At 68.6% G+C, this 15,684-nt stretch carries 20 protein-coding genes; 4 read left to right on the forward strand and 16 right to left on the reverse strand.

All coding sequences use genetic code 11. The features are described 5' to 3' along the window. Positions 1-265: 265 nt before the first annotated feature. Positions 266-748, reverse strand: coding sequence for a nitroreductase/quinone reductase family protein (locus tag E3O32_RS10295; protein WP_134509216.1), 483 nt, complete (start codon positions 746-748; stop codon positions 266-268). A gap of 84 nt (positions 749-832) precedes the next feature. Here E3O32_RS10295 and E3O32_RS17720 point away from each other — a divergent pair, with 84 nt between their 5' ends. From E3O32_RS17720 to E3O32_RS10305, 3 genes are all read left to right on the forward strand, one after another. Then, complete coding sequence (locus E3O32_RS17720; protein ID WP_255453763.1) at positions 833-955, forward strand: hypothetical protein; 123 nt, start codon at positions 833-835, stop codon at positions 953-955. A 20-nt stretch (positions 956-975) separates the two neighbouring features. After that, a complete protein-coding gene (locus tag E3O32_RS10300; RefSeq protein WP_241974779.1) occupies positions 976-1,962 on the forward strand; it encodes an NAD(P)-dependent alcohol dehydrogenase in 987 nt (328 codons plus the stop codon). Positions 1,963-2,060: 98 nt separating this feature from the next. Beyond that, positions 2,061-2,588 carry a hypothetical protein gene (locus tag E3O32_RS10305; protein WP_134509218.1) on the forward strand — a complete coding sequence of 176 codons (528 nt, stop codon included), beginning with the start codon at positions 2,061-2,063 and terminating at the stop codon, positions 2,586-2,588. Between the two features lie 40 nt (positions 2,589-2,628). Here the strand turns inward: E3O32_RS10305 and E3O32_RS10310 are convergent, their stop codons facing one another. From E3O32_RS10310 to E3O32_RS10340, 7 genes are all read right to left on the reverse strand, one after another. After that, complete coding sequence (locus tag E3O32_RS10310; protein WP_134509220.1) at positions 2,629-3,156, reverse strand: GNAT family N-acetyltransferase; 528 nt, start codon at positions 3,154-3,156, stop codon at positions 2,629-2,631. 49 nt (positions 3,157-3,205) lie between these two features. After that, the gene (locus tag E3O32_RS10315; protein ID WP_134509222.1) at positions 3,206-4,174 is read right to left on the reverse strand and encodes a thioredoxin domain-containing protein; all 969 of its coding nucleotides are present in this window, start codon (positions 4,172-4,174) and stop codon (positions 3,206-3,208) included. Between the two features lie 35 nt (positions 4,175-4,209). Next, a complete protein-coding gene (gene nusB, locus E3O32_RS10320) occupies positions 4,210-4,629 on the reverse strand; it encodes a transcription antitermination factor NusB (protein ID WP_134509224.1) in 420 nt (139 codons plus the stop codon). After that, positions 4,629-5,189: an elongation factor P gene (efp, locus tag E3O32_RS10325; protein ID WP_104100509.1), complete on the reverse strand. Its 561-nt coding sequence runs from the start codon at positions 5,187-5,189 to the stop codon at positions 4,629-4,631. Before efp ends, nusB begins: the two co-directional genes overlap by 1 nt. A gap of 129 nt (positions 5,190-5,318) precedes the next feature. Then, on the reverse strand, positions 5,319-5,756 hold the full coding sequence (locus E3O32_RS10330; protein WP_134509226.1) for a type II 3-dehydroquinate dehydratase: 438 nt from the start codon (positions 5,754-5,756) through the stop codon (positions 5,319-5,321). A 135-nt stretch (positions 5,757-5,891) separates the two neighbouring features. Further along, the gene (locus E3O32_RS10335) at positions 5,892-6,872 is read right to left on the reverse strand and encodes an SRPBCC family protein (RefSeq protein ID WP_134509228.1); all 981 of its coding nucleotides are present in this window, start codon (positions 6,870-6,872) and stop codon (positions 5,892-5,894) included. Between the two features lie 63 nt (positions 6,873-6,935). Continuing rightward, positions 6,936-7,289: an ArsR/SmtB family transcription factor gene (locus tag E3O32_RS10340; RefSeq protein WP_134509230.1), complete on the reverse strand. Its 354-nt coding sequence runs from the start codon at positions 7,287-7,289 to the stop codon at positions 6,936-6,938. A 167-nt stretch (positions 7,290-7,456) separates the two neighbouring features. Here E3O32_RS10340 and E3O32_RS10345 point away from each other — a divergent pair, with 167 nt between their 5' ends. Beyond that, entirely contained in the window at positions 7,457-8,173 is a 717-nt protein-coding gene (locus E3O32_RS10345; protein ID WP_134509232.1) for a DNA alkylation repair protein, read from the forward strand. A 14-nt stretch (positions 8,174-8,187) separates the two neighbouring features. Here the strand turns inward: E3O32_RS10345 and E3O32_RS10350 are convergent, their stop codons facing one another. The 8 genes from E3O32_RS10350 to aroC form a co-directional block, all read right to left on the reverse strand. Then, on the reverse strand, positions 8,188-8,541 hold the full coding sequence (locus E3O32_RS10350; RefSeq protein WP_134509234.1) for a zinc ribbon domain-containing protein YjdM: 354 nt from the start codon (positions 8,539-8,541) through the stop codon (positions 8,188-8,190). Between the two features lie 34 nt (positions 8,542-8,575). Further along, on the reverse strand, positions 8,576-8,980 hold the full coding sequence (locus E3O32_RS10355) for a hypothetical protein (RefSeq protein WP_134509236.1): 405 nt from the start codon (positions 8,978-8,980) through the stop codon (positions 8,576-8,578). A gap of 146 nt (positions 8,981-9,126) precedes the next feature. Next, positions 9,127-9,549, reverse strand: coding sequence for a DUF779 domain-containing protein (locus E3O32_RS10360; protein ID WP_134509238.1), 423 nt, complete (start codon positions 9,547-9,549; stop codon positions 9,127-9,129). 97 nt (positions 9,550-9,646) lie between these two features. Further along, a complete protein-coding gene (exaC, locus tag E3O32_RS10365; protein ID WP_134509240.1) occupies positions 9,647-11,170 on the reverse strand; it encodes an acetaldehyde dehydrogenase ExaC in 1,524 nt (507 codons plus the stop codon). 81 nt (positions 11,171-11,251) lie between these two features. Next, a complete protein-coding gene (locus tag E3O32_RS10370; RefSeq protein ID WP_241974780.1) occupies positions 11,252-12,694 on the reverse strand; it encodes a sigma-54-dependent transcriptional regulator family protein in 1,443 nt (480 codons plus the stop codon). A 110-nt stretch (positions 12,695-12,804) separates the two neighbouring features. After that, positions 12,805-13,944, reverse strand: coding sequence for a 3-dehydroquinate synthase (gene aroB, locus E3O32_RS10375; RefSeq protein ID WP_134509242.1), 1,140 nt, complete (start codon positions 13,942-13,944; stop codon positions 12,805-12,807). Beyond that, the gene (locus E3O32_RS10380) at positions 13,923-14,390 is read right to left on the reverse strand and encodes a shikimate kinase (RefSeq protein ID WP_134509298.1); all 468 of its coding nucleotides are present in this window, start codon (positions 14,388-14,390) and stop codon (positions 13,923-13,925) included. Before E3O32_RS10380 ends, aroB begins: the two co-directional genes overlap by 22 nt. 85 nt (positions 14,391-14,475) lie before the next feature. After that, positions 14,476-15,684, reverse strand: coding sequence for a chorismate synthase (aroC, locus tag E3O32_RS10385; protein WP_134509244.1), 1,209 nt, complete (start codon positions 15,682-15,684; stop codon positions 14,476-14,478).

A 15,684-nucleotide genomic window follows, 5' to 3' on the forward strand; every position in this document is an offset into this window, starting at 1 on the left:
CCGTATGGTCCGCGGCTCACCCCAGATCAAAGCCCCACCCTGGTACGACCCGAAACAGAACTGGCACCCCGCCAACCAGAACCGCGCCCGCACCGCCACAGCCGCCCACCCCTGACCCGGCTCCCGGTCTCCGTGGTCTCGACACGCTCGACCACACGGTTCGTTCGACCGCCGAGTCCCGGGACCAGGTCTGGACTAGCTCGACCGCCGGGCGGCTCGACCACCGGGACGGTCCCGGCTCGGGCACCGGCGGAGACGGAACCGGTCACCTCACCGGTTCGAAGACCACCACGGCCGTCTCAGACGGGCGGCGGCTGGCGTACCCGTCGAGGTCCTTGTCCAGGACCCGCCACCGCTCCCACAGCCGCGTCCGTTCCGCTCCTGTCGCGGCGTGGGCGACGACCTCGCGCGTCCCGTCGGCGAGCTGCACCCGAGCCGTCGGGTGCGTCTGGAGGTTCAGCCACCATGCGGGCTCTGCTTCGCCCCAGCCGTTCATCGCCAAGGTCACTAAACTCGCACCATCCACGTAGTAGCCGAGGATCACCGACCGCTCCTGACCACTGCGGCGTCCGACGGTGGTCAATCGCAGCGTGCCCCACCGCTGGGCCCGAGCCGGCCACAGCCCCAGACGCCCACCGGTGACCCGATAGAGGGTCCTGTGCACCCTCCAGGCCAGCACGACGAACCATCGCGGGGGCAACCGCGGTGCTCGCTCGCTCGCTCCCGGAGCACTGCTGGGGATCTCCATCTCGTTTCCACCTTTCGCGAAGCAGCCACCCACCAGGCACCGAACCCGCTCGGTGATTGTAGAGCCATATCCCCTTCGCGAACAGTGGCCGACCTCCCATTCAGCGCCTGGGCGGATGCCTCCGGCGGGAGTCGCCCGCTGCCACCTGACCGCGCCCGGTTGCGCGCCGTCACCGACACGGATGTCGACCGGATCGGCGGCGCCTGACCCCGCGTACACTGACCCGCATGTCCGCATCCTCTGGTTCAGCCGTTCCTGGTCGCATGCGGGCCGTCGTCTTCGACCGGTACGGTCCGCCCGAGGTGCTGAGGGTCGAGGACATTCCGGTTCCGGCGCCGGGTGCGAACCAGGTGCTGGTCAAGGTGGCCGCGACATCCGTCAATCTCACGGACTGGGAGGGGCTACGGGGCACGCCGATGTACGCACGAATCGGCGGGCTGCGTTCCCCGGCCCGGCGGGTGCTCGGCTCCGATATCGCCGGCGTTGTCGCTGCCGTCGGGCCAGGCGTCACGCGGCTGCGCGTGGGCGACGAGGTGTACGGCGACAATCTGGGCCTCAAAGGGGGATTCGCCGAATTCGCGGTGGCGCCCGAATCGGCGCTCGCGCAGAAGCCGGCGGGGCTGACGTTCGCCGAGGCGTCGACACTTCCGCAGGCAGGCTCGATCGCGCTTCAGGGAACGGCCGGCGTTCGGCAGGGCCAACGCGTGCTGGTCAACGGGGCAGGTGGTGGGGCAGGCTCGTTCGCAGTCCAGCTCGCCGCGCGTGCCGGAGCACATGTGACCGGCGTCGACAACGCGGGCAAGCTCGACTACCTGCGCGGGCTCGGCGCCGACGCCACAGTGGACTTCCACAGCACGGACTTCAGCCGGCTCGAGCCGTTCGACCTCGTGCTCGATCTCGTGGCACACCGTTCGGTGTTCGCCTACCGGCGCGCAGTGGCCAGAGGCGGCCGCTACCTCTTCGTCGGCGGCAACGTGCGCACGTTGCTGCGCGTTGTGACGGTCGGCGCTCTGCTCGGCCTGTTCAGCGGGCGCAGCCTGGGATTCCTCATCGCGAGGCAGGGGCCGGCATACTTCGAACCCGTTGCAGAGCGCTGTGTCGATGGCGATCTGCGCATCCACATCGATCGCGTCTTCTCACTCGATGGGGTAGCTGCGGCGCTCGCCTGCGTCGGCGAGGGTCGCGTCCTCGGCAAGGTGGTCGTCACGCCCTGACACCGGACGGGATGAACCGACAGCACCTCTACGTCGTTGGTAACAGTAGCGGGCTTCGGATCCGGGCCTGCTCAGTGCAAGCGACAAAGGAGACGATTGTGCACCTCACTCGAACCGGCCGGCTACTCACCGCGGCCACCGCCACCGCTCTTGCCTTCACCGCTTTCTCGGTCGCACCGGCCTTCGCCGACGGCGGCGGCCACAGCCACGACGGCCATTCCGTCGTGCGTGTCCACCTTCTGGGAAGCCAGCCGGCTCCGGCGAGCCCGGTCATCGCCGGCATCAACCCTGGGACTGCGCCCTGGGTGAACGACCGGAGCACGGCACGCGTGCGTGCGGATGGGCGGATCACCGTCGACATTCGTGGTCTCGTGATTCCGCCGCCGCGCGGCACCGGAGTCAACCCCGTCGCATCCGTCATCGCCACCCTCGTCTGCGGCGGCGCCGTCGGTGACTCCACCGATCCCTTCGGCCTGAGCCCGGCGGGCGACGGGCGAACCCGCGACACCATCGCGGTACCGGAGGAATGTGCGGACCCGACGGTGCTCATCCAGCCGGCGGCGAACCGCACGGTATACATCGCCTCCGGCGTGTCCAGCCGGCACGACGACCACCGCGACGACTAACACGCGAAGCGGAACCAGAACGGTGGTCCGCCGGGTCGGGTTACTGCAACTCGGCGGACACGCCGTCCGGCACCGCCGGTTCCCCATCAGTCAGGCTCCTGAACATGATGTGGAGCCCGACGAATCCCTGCTCCGGGTGCTCGAATGCGCCGGGGACAGTGCCGATGACGTCGAAGCCGAGCGAGCGCCACAACCGCACCGCGGGTTCGTTCGTTTCGACCACGGCGTTGAACTGGATGCCTCGATAGCCGCGGGTCATCGCCCAGTCGACCATGTGGATTCCCAGGGCGCGGCCGACACCCTGCCCCTGGGCGTCCGGGGCCACCATGAAGCTCGCGGTGGCGATGTGGGACCCGCGTCCCGGCCGGTTCGGTCCCATGATCGCCGTGCCGACGATGCTGCCGTCGATCTCGGCGACGACGGTGCGTTCCTGGCCCAGCCAGAGCAGCCTGGCGGCGTCGGAGGACAGGCCGGGCGGGTAGGCGTAGCTCTGCCCGGTGGCGACGACCGCGGCGAAGATCGGGTAGATCGACGGCCAGTCCGTGGGGACCGCGTCACGGATGTCCATGGCTAGTCCCGGGGGTCAGCTGCGACGACGACAACCACCATGAGCCGGATCACATCCGGCCGGCGAGGAAGTCGGCGAAGGCCTGGGGATCGTCGATCGGTCCCTGGTACTGCGCACCGTCCACGAGCACGGTCGGGGTGCCTTGGATCGAGTCGATCTCCGCACCGGGAATCGGCCCGTTCAGGGCCGTCTTCGTGTTGTCCTGCGACCAGGTCAGGTAGCGTCCGCTCGCCACACAGTCCGCGAAGCCCGGGTCGGCACCCTGCAACGACACCAGCTCGTCGTCGGTGAGGCCGGGCGTGTTCTCGGCCGGCTGGTTCGAGTACAGGGCGGCCAGGTAGGCGAGGGTGGCCTCCGGGCGCAGGGTGGCCTGGCAGGTGAGGGCGGCGGAGGCCCGTGAGGAGTAGTCGGTCCCGTTCGATGCCGGGTCGAGGAAGGTCAACGCGTGCAACCGCAGGGTGATGGCATCGCTGTCGACAGCGGCCCGCAGCTGAGCCCCGTTGGCGTCCTCGAACTGCTTGCAGTACGGGCACATCGGGTCGAAGTAGACGTCGACGGTCATCGGGCCGGTGCCGACAGCGAGGTAGCCTGCGTCGAAGTCCGCGGCCCCCAGCCGGCCGGTGAGGGAGCCCGGCTCGGACGGGGCTTCGGTGGAGGTATCGGAGCCGAACGGGTAGGGCGCTGCCGCTCCACCGGCGACGGCAGCGATGATGGCGCCGAAGGTGGCAGCGAAGGCGATTGCGAGCACAACGAACAACGCCGTGGCGGCGATGCCGACGTAGCCGATGATCAGGCCGGCGACGGCCAGCCCTCGCCCGGCTTCGCCCCGCTGCTTGATCTGCCCGAGGGCGATGTGGCCGGTGATGACCGCGACGAGGGAGACGAAGAACGACGACACGAGCGACACGATCGCCAGGGTGTTGGTCTTCGGCGCCGGCGGAAACGGGATGTACGGCGGCTGGCCGTAGCCCTGCGGGAACTGGTTACCCGGCTGCGGTTCCGTCGGCTCGATGGTCATCGTGGTCCCCCTGCTCGCATACCCTTGCTGGAATACTACGCGGATGGCGCGGTCTGGGCGATCCGGCCGAGCAGTCCGTTGACGAAGCCGGCTGAGTCATCCGTTGAGAGGATCTTCGCCGACTCGACCGCTTCGTCGATGGCTACCGCGTGCGGCACGGCATCGTTGAAGAGGATCTCCCAGATGCCGATGCGCAGGATCGCGCGGTCGACGGTGGGCATCCGGGCCAGGGACCAGCCCTGCGAGTAGGTCTCGATCAGTTCGTCGATCTCCTCGCGGTGCTCGACGACCCCGTCGACGATGTCGCGCGCGTACAGCCAGGAGGCCATCCGGGCGGGCTCGTTGGCGGCCCGCTCGGCTTCGACCGCGAGCGACTCCGGGATGGTCGTCTGGCGCACATCTGCGGCGTAGAGGATGTCGAGGGCGCGCTTGCGCGCCTTGGTCCGTGCGCTCACTAGTTGACGCGGCCCAGGTAGTCACCGGTGCGAGTGTCGACCTTGACGCGGGTGCCCTGCTCGAGGAACAACGGCACCTGGATCTGGAAGCCGGTTTCCACGGTGGCCGGCTTGGTGCCGCCGGTGGAACGGTCGCCCTGGAGGCCAGGCTCGGTGTAGGTGATCTCGAGCACAACGGATGCCGGCAGCTCGACATAGAGCGGGTTGCCGTTGTGCAGGGCGATGGTCACGTTCTGGTTCTCGAGCATGAAGTTCACGGCGTCGCCGACGACGACGGCCGGTACGTGCAGCTGGTCGAAGTCGGAGACGTCCATGAAGACATACGAATCGCCGTCGGCGTACAGGTACTGGAAGTCCTGGCGGTCGACGTTCTCGGTCTCGATCTTGGCGCCGGCGTTGAAGGTGCGGTCGACGGTCTTGCCGGTGACGACGTTCTTCAGTTTGGTGCGAACGAACGCACCGCCCTTGCCCGGCTTGACGTGCTGGAAATCGGTGACTGCCCACAGCTGGCCATCGATGTTGAGGACGACGCCATTGCGGATATCGGCGGTTGATGCCATGGAAGGGTGTTCCGTTCAATTGGTTCAATTAGGAAGGTGCGCGGCCGAAAGGCCTCAGACGAGTGTAGTTGGCCCCGGGGTCGCGCGCCAAAGGGAGCGTCCGGCCCGGTCAGTGGCCGACGGCCGGCGTCAGAGCGAGCGGGTGATGAAGTCCAGGGCGAGCCGATAGGAGTCGAAGCCGAAACCGGCGATCACGCCGGTCGCCACGGCGCTGACCACGCTGGTGTGACGGAAGGTTTCCCGCGCGTGCGGGTTGGAGAGGTGCACCTCGACCAGGGTGACGCCCGCCTTGGTGACGAGAGCCGCGGCATCCCGCAGGGCGTAGCTGTAGTGGGTGAACGCGGCCGGGTTCAGGATGACGGGGATGCGCTCGTCGACGGCCTCGTAGAGCCAGTGGATCAGCTCGGCCTCGTCGTCGGTCTGGCGCACGTCGACCGTGACCCCCTCCGGGGCCGCCCCCGTGAGCATGGTGCGCAGTTGCTCGAGGTTCGCCGAACCGTAGACGTCGGGTTCGCGACTGCCGAGGCGCCCCAGGTTCGGACCGTTCAGGACGAGGACTCTGCTCATCCACCCAGCCTAGGGGGCGGCTCGAGACCCGCGGGCCAGCGCGCACGTCACGGATGGCGCGGACTCGGCGTGCCCTGAGCGCTCGTCGAAATCGGTGCGGTCGCCGCCGTCGTTCGGCGGCGACCGCCTTCCTGACTAGGCCAGAGTCGGCTGCAACATCCCCTCCAGACGCTGGTAACTTGTCTCCATGCCGTCGGTCATGCCGGTCGCCAGGACCGCGTCGCGCTGCTCGGCGTTCGCATACGTGATCACGAGTGAGAGCAGGGTTCCACCCTCGACAGCGGTGAGGGTCAGCTCGTTGAGCGTTGCCGGGAAGTCCATTCCGATCATCGCCTCGGTTGTGACCGCCCGGTACGGCTCTTCAGACTCGAGCAGTTCGCCGGTGAAACCGAATCGTTCGTCGCCGCCATCCCGCTGCCACTCGTAGCGGTACGTGTCGCCGACCGCGGTCGCGACCTCACAGACGGGCATCGACCATCCGTCGGGCCCGAGCAGCCATTTCTTCATGAGTGCGGCATCGGTATGCGCACGCCAGACCTGGTCGACGGTGCCGCGGATGACACGTGCCACCCGCACCTGGGTGTCGCTGAGGACCTGCGCCTCCGCCTTACGCTCGGTGGCGAAAGAGGCCAGATCGGCCAGCACCGTGTCGATCTGGGCCATTGCCTGGCGGGTGCCCTCCAGCATGCCCATCTCCAGGAGTTGCTGCATGTGTTCGAGAGAGTCGAAGTGCGACGTCGTCTTCAGACGACTCCCGCCGTTCGTCTCTTCGAAAGCGAAGTCCATCCGCGTGGTCGGGAGGCCGAGGTCGGGCTGGCCGGCTTCGTCGGCGAAACTGTCGAGCACTTCGAACGCGCGGGGAGCGTCGGCCGACGTCCACTCCCAGCAGCCGTAGTGCGCGTCTCCCTCGGGGCCGGTCATCACGTACACGCTGCGTCCGCCTGCCACGGCGTCGTGCCGAAGAAACGTCGCCGGATAGGTCGGTGGTCCCCAGAACCTCTCCAGCTGGCGCGGATCGGTGTACGCATCCCAGAGCCGACGGAGCGGGGCCGTGAAGTCGGCGACGATCGTGATGGTGAGCTGGTCGAGGTCCTTCTCGACGGAGGTGACGGGCATGATCTTCCTTTCGGTCAGGTGTCAGGTGTCTGGTCTCTGGTCTCAGGTCTCAGGTGTCAGGTCTCAGGTCTCAGGTGGAGCGGGATCGCCTTCAGCCAGAAGGATGTCGAGACGGTCGATGCGCGCACGCCAGACCTCCTCGAAGCGATCGAGCAGGCGCTGCGCCTGGCGGATGCGATCAAGGTTTCCCCGCACCATCCGCTCGCGGCCGCGTGCTTCCTTGGTCACGAGCCTTGCGTCCTCCAGAACGGCGACGTGTTTCTGGACGGCCGCGAAGGACATCACGTAGGAGTCGGCCAATTGAGACACCGATACGTCCATGACGAGTGTGCGGCGCAGGATGTCGCGCCGCGTCGAGTCCGCGAGGGCGCGGAAGATACGGTTCACATCCTGACCGGAAAGCTCTGATACAACCATTTGATTGTACGATAGTAGACGAGCACGGATCCCGCAACAACGGGGAGGAATAAGTCCGGCGACCGAGACCACGTGTTGACAGCACGGCGGCGTCGGCCTGGATCGACCTGCCAGCAGCCGGATCTTCATCGTAGGCTGAATCCCACACGTAATGGCAGGAGGCTGGGATGGCCCAGACGACGGCAACCGGAACGACGTTGACCGAGGTGTTGGCCGAATTGGCTGCTCTCGAGGACCCCAGATCCCGCGAGGTGAACGCCAGACATGGCGACGACCACGGCGTGAACCTCAGTAGGCTTCGCGTGCTCGCTAGACGGTTGAAGACCCAACCGAAGCTTGCCGGCGAACTGTGGGCGACGGAGGACACCGCGGCGCGACTTCTCTCTCTGCTGGTCTGTCGTCCGGGAACGTTCGAGCGCGACGAACTGGACGCCATGTTGCGGCAGGCGAGAACGCCCAAGGTGCAGGACTGGTTCGTGAACTACGTCGTGAAGAAGAACTCGCACGCCGACGAGCTTCGCCGGGTCTGGTTCGCCGACCCCGACCCGGTGGTCGCGAGTGCCGGCTGGGCGCTGACCTCCGAACGTATCGTGAAAGCAGCCGACGACCTCGATCTCTCCGGCCTGCTCGACACCATCGAGGCTGAGCTGCGGGATGCCCCTGATCGCCTGCAATGGGCGATGAACCAGTGCCTGGCCCAGATCGGGATCGAGCACGCCGAGTACCGCGCTCGTGCCATCGACATCGGTGAGCGCCTCGAGGTGCTCAAGGACTACCCCACTCCCCCGGGTTGCACCTCACCGTTCGCGCCCATTTGGATCACCGAGATGGTCAGTCGACAGCAGGACAGACAAGCCACCCTGCGGGCGGTCAGGATTCGCTGAAGCAGCCTGGCCGGTCAGACCTTCTTCACCAGGCTGGACTTGAGCTGCATCGGGCCGACGCCATCCACCTTGCAGTCGATGTCGTGGTCGCCGACGCCGTCGACCAGGCGGATGCCGCGAACCTTGGTGCCGACCTTGATCACGCTGGAGCTGCCCTTGACCTTGAGGTCCTTGATCACCGTGACGGTGTCGCCGTCGGTCAGGACGGTGCCGAACGCATCCGTGATCACGGCCTCTCCGGCCGGCTCGGCCTCGTTGCCGGGCTCGGCGGCCCATTCGCGCGCGCAGAGAGGGCAGACCAGCAGGGCACCCATCTCATAGCTGAGTTCGCTGGAGCATTCAGGGCACGGGGGCAGGGTCTCATTCACCTCCCCAGAGTAGTCGAGGGGTGCGGCGACCCGCTCAGGCCGTCAGGTCGCAGACGCCGTCGTCGTGCGCCACGAACATGCCCGTGATCGGGACGACCGTGCCGAATGCTGCGGCGAGTTCACCGGCCCAGGCCTGATCGGGAGCGGTCAGGGCCGCTGAACCGGGCCGTTCCAGGGTCAGGATGACGCTGCCGCCGGGGGCGAGTTCGCCGAGGAGGTCGTTCAGCCCGGCCGCCAGCACGGTCGCGCTGCCGGGCTCCGGGCGCAGCGGGATGCCGTCCACCGGGATCAGCAGTGGCAGCTGGCGGCCGTGACGGTCGAGCAGCATGAACCAGAGCTGGGGCCGGATCGCGTGCCCGACCAGGTCGCGCACGCGTTCCCTGGCCTCGTCGCTGGTCGTCACGGGGGCGGAGTCTTCGATGCGGAGGGAGAGTGTCATGCCGATCAGGATGCCCCCGGCGTGCGCCGGCGGTGCGGCTGTGCACAGGGTCGGCCCCGCCGCGGGTCCTGTGGAGGAGAACCGGGCACACCGGTCAGGCGGGCAAATCAGGCCGGCGAGTCAGGCAAGCGAGTCGGGCCGGCGAGTCAGGCGAAGGAGTCCATCAGGCGTGACCGGATCAGGAACCGCACCCCGCGCGGCGCCTCGACCGAGAACCCGCTCCCCCGACCGGGGACGACGTCGACGGTGAGGAAGGTGTGGCTCCAGTATTCGAACTGCTCGGCGGAGATCCAGAATTCGATCGACCGGGGTTCGGCCCCGGCCGGGGCGATGTCGAGGCGGCCGAGGAGCACGTCGCGGTCGGAGGTGATGAACTCCCCGGCCGGGAAGCACATCGGCGAGCTGCCGTCGCAGCAGCCGCCGGACTGGTGGAACATCAGGGGCCCGAATTCGTCCCACAGCTCCCTCAGGGTGGAGACGGCCGTACCGCTGAGTTCGACCCGGGGCAGGTGCTCCCCCGGCACCGTGAGGGTGCCGACGACGGTGGCCGTGGATGCGGGTTCGGACATGGTCTGGTTCTCCTCCGGGTGACGCGTGGCTGGGTTCGAACCGGGAGAGGGCCGCCGCTGATTCGGCGGCGGCCGCTCCCCCGGCGATCCGCCCTGGTTAGAAGAAGCCGAGCGGCTTCTCGGAGTAGGACACGAGCAGGTTCTTGGTCTGCTGGTAGTGCCCGAGCGCGAGCTTGTTGTTCTCCCGGCCGATCCCGGAGCTCTTGTACCCGCCGAACGCGGCGCCGGCCGGGTAGTGGTGATAGTTGTTGATCCAGACGCGGCCGGCATGGATGTCCCGTCCGGCCCGGTAGGCCACGTTGCCGTTGCGCGACCAGACGCCGGCGCCGAGCCCGTAGAGGTTGTCGTTGGCGATCGAGATGGCATCCTCGTAGTCGCTGAAGCTCGTCACGGCGAGCACCGGGCCGAAGATCTCCTCCTGGAAGATGCGCATCTTGTTGTTGCCTTCGAAGATGGTCGGCTGCACGTAGTAGCCGCCGCTGAGGTCGCCGCCGAGGTCGACCCGCTCGCCGCCGAGGGCCAGCCGGGCGCCCTCCTGCTTGCCGATGTCGATGTAAGAGAGGATCTTCTCGAGCTGGTCATTGCTGGCCTGCGCGCCGACCTGGGTGGCGGTGTCGAGCGGGTTGCCCTGGATCGCCTTGCGGGTGCGCTCAACGGCGGTCGCGAGGAAGCTCTCGTAGATCGGCTTCTGCAGCAGGGCCCGGCTCGGTGCGGTGCACACCTCGCCCTGGTTGAAGGCGAAGAGCACGAAGCCCTCCTGCGCCTTGTCGTAGAAGCTGTCCTGCTCCTGGGCGACGTCGCTGAAGAAGATGTTGGCGCTCTTGCCGCCGAGCTCGACGGTGGCGGGGATGATGTTGGCGCTGGCGTACTGGAGGATCAGGCGGCCGGTGGTGGTCTCCCCGGTGAACGCGATCTTGCGGATGCGCGGCGACGAGGCGAGCGGCTTGCCGGCCTCCAGGCCGAATCCGTTGACGATGTTGAGAACGCCGGGCGGCAGGATGTCGCCGATCAGCTCGATCAGCACCATGATCGACACGGGCGTCTGTTCGGCGGGCTTCATCACGATCGCGTTGCCCGCGGCGAGGGCCGGGGCGAGCTTCCAGACGGCCATCAGGATGGGGAAGTTCCAGGGGATGATCTGGCCGACGACGCCGAGCGGTTCGTGGAACTGGTAGGAGACGGTGTCGTTGTCGAGCTCGGCGTGGTCGCCGTCCTGGGACCGGATCGCGGCGGCGAAGTAGCGGAAGTGGTCGCTCGCGAGCGGCAGGTCGGCGTTGAGCGGCTCCCGGATCGGCTTGCCGTTGTCCCAGGTCTCGGCGACGGCGAGCAGTTCGAGGTTGGAGTCGATGACGTCGGCGATCCTGTTGAGCACCGCCGCGCGCTCGGTGGCGGTGGTCTTGCCCCAGGCGGGTGCGGCGCGGTGCGCGGCGTCGAGGGCCAGTTCGATGTCTTCGGCCGTTCCGCGGGCAACCTCGGCGAACGGTTTCCCGTCGACCGGGGAGATGTCCTCGAAGTACTGGCCCTTCACGGGCTTGACCCAGCCGCCGTTGATCCAGTTCTCATACCGGGGCTTGAAGGTGACTAGCGAGCCGGGGGTTCCGGGCTGGGAATAGACGGTCATGTTCTCTCCTCGTCGACGACGTTGTCGGTGGGTGCCGCGTGCTGCGGACCTGGCGTCGAGCCTAGGAAAGGGAAGGTTGCTTCACCGTTGCGGCAGGTTGCGGGCATCCTCCGCGGCGCCTGCGAGGTCGAGGTCCGCCTCGATCCGCTTCAGCCTGGCCACGACGGATGCCCGCTTGGGCGAGCGTGCGGGCAGCAGTTCGAGGCACGCGCGCCACACCTCGCTGTCGTAGGTGGCCTCGTCGGTGCGCGCATACTCGAGCAGCAACTCGGCCGAGGCGTCGCTGAGCATGGCCTCCCGCAGCCGTGCGCTGACCTCGGCCCGGATCTCCTGGACGCCGGGCGCCGTCGAACTCGGCAGCACCGGCCCCCGGTACGCCCCGAGCGCCACCCGGTGCGCCCCTCGTTCGAGCAGGGCGAGCACGCGGAGGGCGTCGAGGTCGATGGCCGACTCCAGGCGGTAGGGCCGAGAGGCGATACCGATCCGCGGGGTCGCCTGTTCGAGCACCCGGCGCAACCGCACCATCTCGGCGCGGAGGTTGTCGACGGAGTTGGACTGGTCGGTAAGCAGCAGCGAGAGACGGTCGGCGGACAGGCCGTCGCGGTTCCAGGCGAGCAGGGTGAGGATCTCCGCGTGCCGCGGGCTGATCACGGCGGAGGTCGTCCCGTTTTCGAGCCGTCCGTGATCGCGGCCGAGCACGTCCAGGCGCGCGGGCAGCGTGCGGAGCGGCACCGTCGGCGGCGTGGGCGCCGGTGCGGACACGGCGGCGGCGTGGGGCCTGGTCATCCGGGGCCGGCCCGCCGGTGCGGACACGGCGGCGGCGTGGGGCCTGGTCATCCGGGGCCGGCCCGCTGGGCGGGTGAGCCGCTGGATCCGCAGCTCGGCCTCCATCGCGGCCACGGCGGCCTCCACCAGCGGGAGGGTCTGCGGTGCCACCGCCTCCGCGCCGCCGGTGATGTCGATGACGCCGAGGATCGCCCCCGTGTCCGGGTCGTGGATCGGGACCGCGGTGCAGCTCCACGGATGCGCGAGCTGGCTGAAGTGCTCGGCGCGCTGGATCTGGATGCCGTGGTCCAGGGCCAGCGCCGTGCCGGGCGCGCTGGTGCCCACCCGGCGCTCCGACCAGTCGGACCCCTCCACGAACAGCATTCCCTCGGCCTTCCGCCGAACGACGCGGTCACCGTCGATCCAGAGCAGGCGGCCGAGTTCGTCGCCGATGGCCACGATCAGGCCGGAGGCGAAGGCGTGCCGGATCAGCAGGTTGTGCACCACGGGCAGAACGGCGGCGAGCGGATGCCGGTCGCGCAGCTCCCGGAGCTCCTCGGCGCTGAGCTCGCGCTCCGGCGCCGGCTTCGACGGGTCGAGGCGGAGGGTGAGCGACCGGTCCCAGGATTCCTGCACCAGCCGGCGCACTCCGGAGCGCACGATCCGGTCGGTGAGCGCGGCCTCGTGTGCCTGTTCCAGCTTCATGAACAGCTCGGGGCCGAGCTCGCCGGTCGGGTCAACGGTCCACGGACTCGTCACGCGAACCTCCGATCGGCTGGGTCAGGGGCGACCGAGGTCCATCCGCCGGTCGTTTGTCATTCTAGACACACGAGACCGGATGCTTGCACAGCCTGCACAACAGCCGCCGGTCAGGAACCGATCTCCTGGTAGGCGGCGAACAGGAGCGAAGCGTCCGGTCCTTCGAGCACGGTCGGCTTGCCGATGTCGTCGAGCACGATGAACCGCAGCATTCCGCTGCGGGTCTTCTTGTCCCGCTGCATGGTGGCCAGGAGGGTGTTCCAGCGGCCGACCGGGTAGCTCGTCGGCAGGGTCAGGGACTCGAGGATGCGGCGGTGCCGGTCGACGGCCTCGTCCGAGAGCCGTCCGCTCAGCCGGGCCAGCTCGGCCGCGAACATCATCCCGACGGCGACGGCGGCGCCGTGGCGCCAGCCGTAGCGCTCCGCATGCTCGACGGCGTGGCCGAGCGTGTGCCCATAGTTCAGGATCTCCCTGAGTCCGGCCTCCTTGAAGTCCTCGCCGACGACGCGCGCCTTCATCTCGATCGCGAGCTCGAGCACCCGCCGGAACTGGGGTGTGGTCGGGTCGGTCACCACGGCCACATCCGCTTCGACGATGTCGAGGATCTCGGGAACCTGGATGAAGCCGGCCTTCACGATCTCGGCGAAACCGGCGAGGATCTCGTTGCGCGGGAGGTCGTCGAGCACGTCGAGGTCGCAGATCACCGCCGCCGGCGCGTAGAAGGTGCCGACCAGGTTCTTGCCTTCGGCGGTGTTGATGCCGTTCTTGCCGCCGACGGCGGCGTCGACCATGCCGAGCACGCTCGTCGGGATCTGCACGAGGCGCACCCCGCGCAACCAGGTGGCGGCGACGAAGCCGGCCAGGTCGGTGACGGCGCCGCCGCCGAAGCCGATCACGGCATCCGTGCGGCTGAAATCGGCCTGACCCATCACCTGCCAGCAGAACGCGGCAACCTCGACCCGTTTCGCGGCCTCGGCGTCGGGCACCTCGGCGATCAGCACCTCGTAGCGGCCCAGCAGGCTCTCGCGGAGGGCCACTGCCCTCGCACCGAGGGTGGAGGTGTGCACGATCAGCACCTTGGCGACCTTGTCGCCGAGCTGTTCGCTGATGTCGCCGACGAGGCCGCGGCCCACGATGACCGGGTACGGTTCGGTGCCGCCCACCCGGATCACGGTCGTCGCCGTGGTCTCGGCGGTCGGTACGGTGAATTTCGGCTCAGTTGTTGCGGTCACGATCTCTTTCTTACCCATTTCACGACGTCTCTGGCGATGACGTCAAGCGGTCGATGTGAGGTGTCGAAGCGCACGTTCGCCAGCGCTTCGTAAAGGGGCCGGCGTTCGGCGTAGATGCGTTTCCAGTCGGCGAGGCCGTCCTTCAGCAGCGGTCGTTTCCCGCCGCCGATGCGGGCCCTGACGGCATTCGCGGAGACGCTCAGGTAGATCACGGTGCACCGGGCGAGGGCGGCCTGGGTGGCAGGGTCGAGCACGGCTCCCCCGCCCAGGGACACCACGGCGTCCTCGGCGACGGCGTCGGCGACGGCCTGGCGTTCGAGCGCGCGGAAGCGCTCCTCGCCGTGCGTCTCGAAGATCTCCCGGATCGGACCGTGAGCGGCGACGATCCGGGTGTCGGTGTCGATGAACGGCAGGTCGAGGGCTTTCGCGACCCGGCGACCGACCTTCGACTTGCCGGAGGCCATCGGCCCGATCAGCACCAGGGGCAGCAACGGATGCTCCGTCACGCTCTCCGCCCCGACCCTGACCGGGTCGTCGAGCGCCGCCGGCTCACAGCGAGGCGTCGCTCGACGCGCCCGTTTTGAGGTTCGCGGGAATGTTCGCCAGGTAGGACTCCAGGTTGCGCCGGGTCTCCTCGAGGGCATCGCCGCCGAACTTCTCGAGCACCGAGTTGGCGAGGACGAGGGCGACCATGGCCTCGGCGACCACTCCGGCGGCCGGCACGGCGCAGACATCCGAGCGCTGGTGGTGCGCCGGTGCCGCCTCGCTGGTGGCGACGTCGACGGTGCGGAGCGCGCGCGGGATCGTGGCGATCGGCTTCATGCCGGCCCGCACTCGCAGCACGGTTCCGGTGCTCATGCCGCCTTCTGTGCCGCCGGCCTTGTCGCTGACGCGCTGGATGGCCCCGTCGGCCTGGACCAGTTCGTCGTGCGCGTCGGAGCCGCGGCGGGTCGTGGTGAGGAAGCCGTCGCCGACCTCGACCCCCTTGATCGCCTGGATTCCCATCAGCGCGGCCGCGAGCTGCGAGTCGAGGCGACGGTCCCAGTGCACGAACGACCCGAGCCCGGGAGGAAGGTTGTAGGCGAGCACCTCGACGACACCGCCCAGGGTGTCGCCCTCCTTGTGCGCGAGGTCGACCTCGGCGACCATGAGGGCCGAGGTGGCGGCGTCGAAGCAGCGCAGCGGGTCGGCGTCGAGCAGGTCGACATCGGCCGCGGTCGGCAGCGGTGAGCCCTCCGGGACGCGGACCGGACCGATCGCGAGGGTGTGGCTGACCAGGGTGATGCCGAGTTCGGCGAGGAAGGACCGGGCGATCGCACCGAGGGCGACCCGGGCGGCGGTCTCCCGGGCGCTGGCGCGCTCGAGCACCGGGCGGGCCTCGTCGAAGCCGTATTTCTGCATGCCGGCCAGGTCGGCGTGGCCGGGGCGGGGGCGGGTGAGCGGGGCGCCACGGCCGCGGGTGGTTGCCGAGGCGTCCACCGGTTCGGGGCTCATCACGTCGACCCATTTGGGCCATTCGGTGTTGCCGATCCGCAGGGCGACCGGCCCGCCGAGGGTGAAACCGTGCCGCACTCCCCCGGAGACGTTCAGTTCGTCCTGTTCGAAAGACATCCGGGCGCCTCGACCGTAGCCGAGTTTGCGGCGCGCAAGATCGAGGCGGATCGCATCAAGAGAGACCGGGATTCCAGCGGGCAAACCCTCGACAATGGCGATGAGTTCGGGGCCGTGGGACTCTCCGGCGGTGAGCCAACGAAGCAT

The sequence above is a fragment of the Cryobacterium mannosilyticum genome (assembly GCF_004402705.1).
In the GTDB taxonomy this organism is placed as follows: Bacteria; Actinomycetota; Actinomycetes; order Actinomycetales; family Microbacteriaceae; genus Cryobacterium; species Cryobacterium mannosilyticum.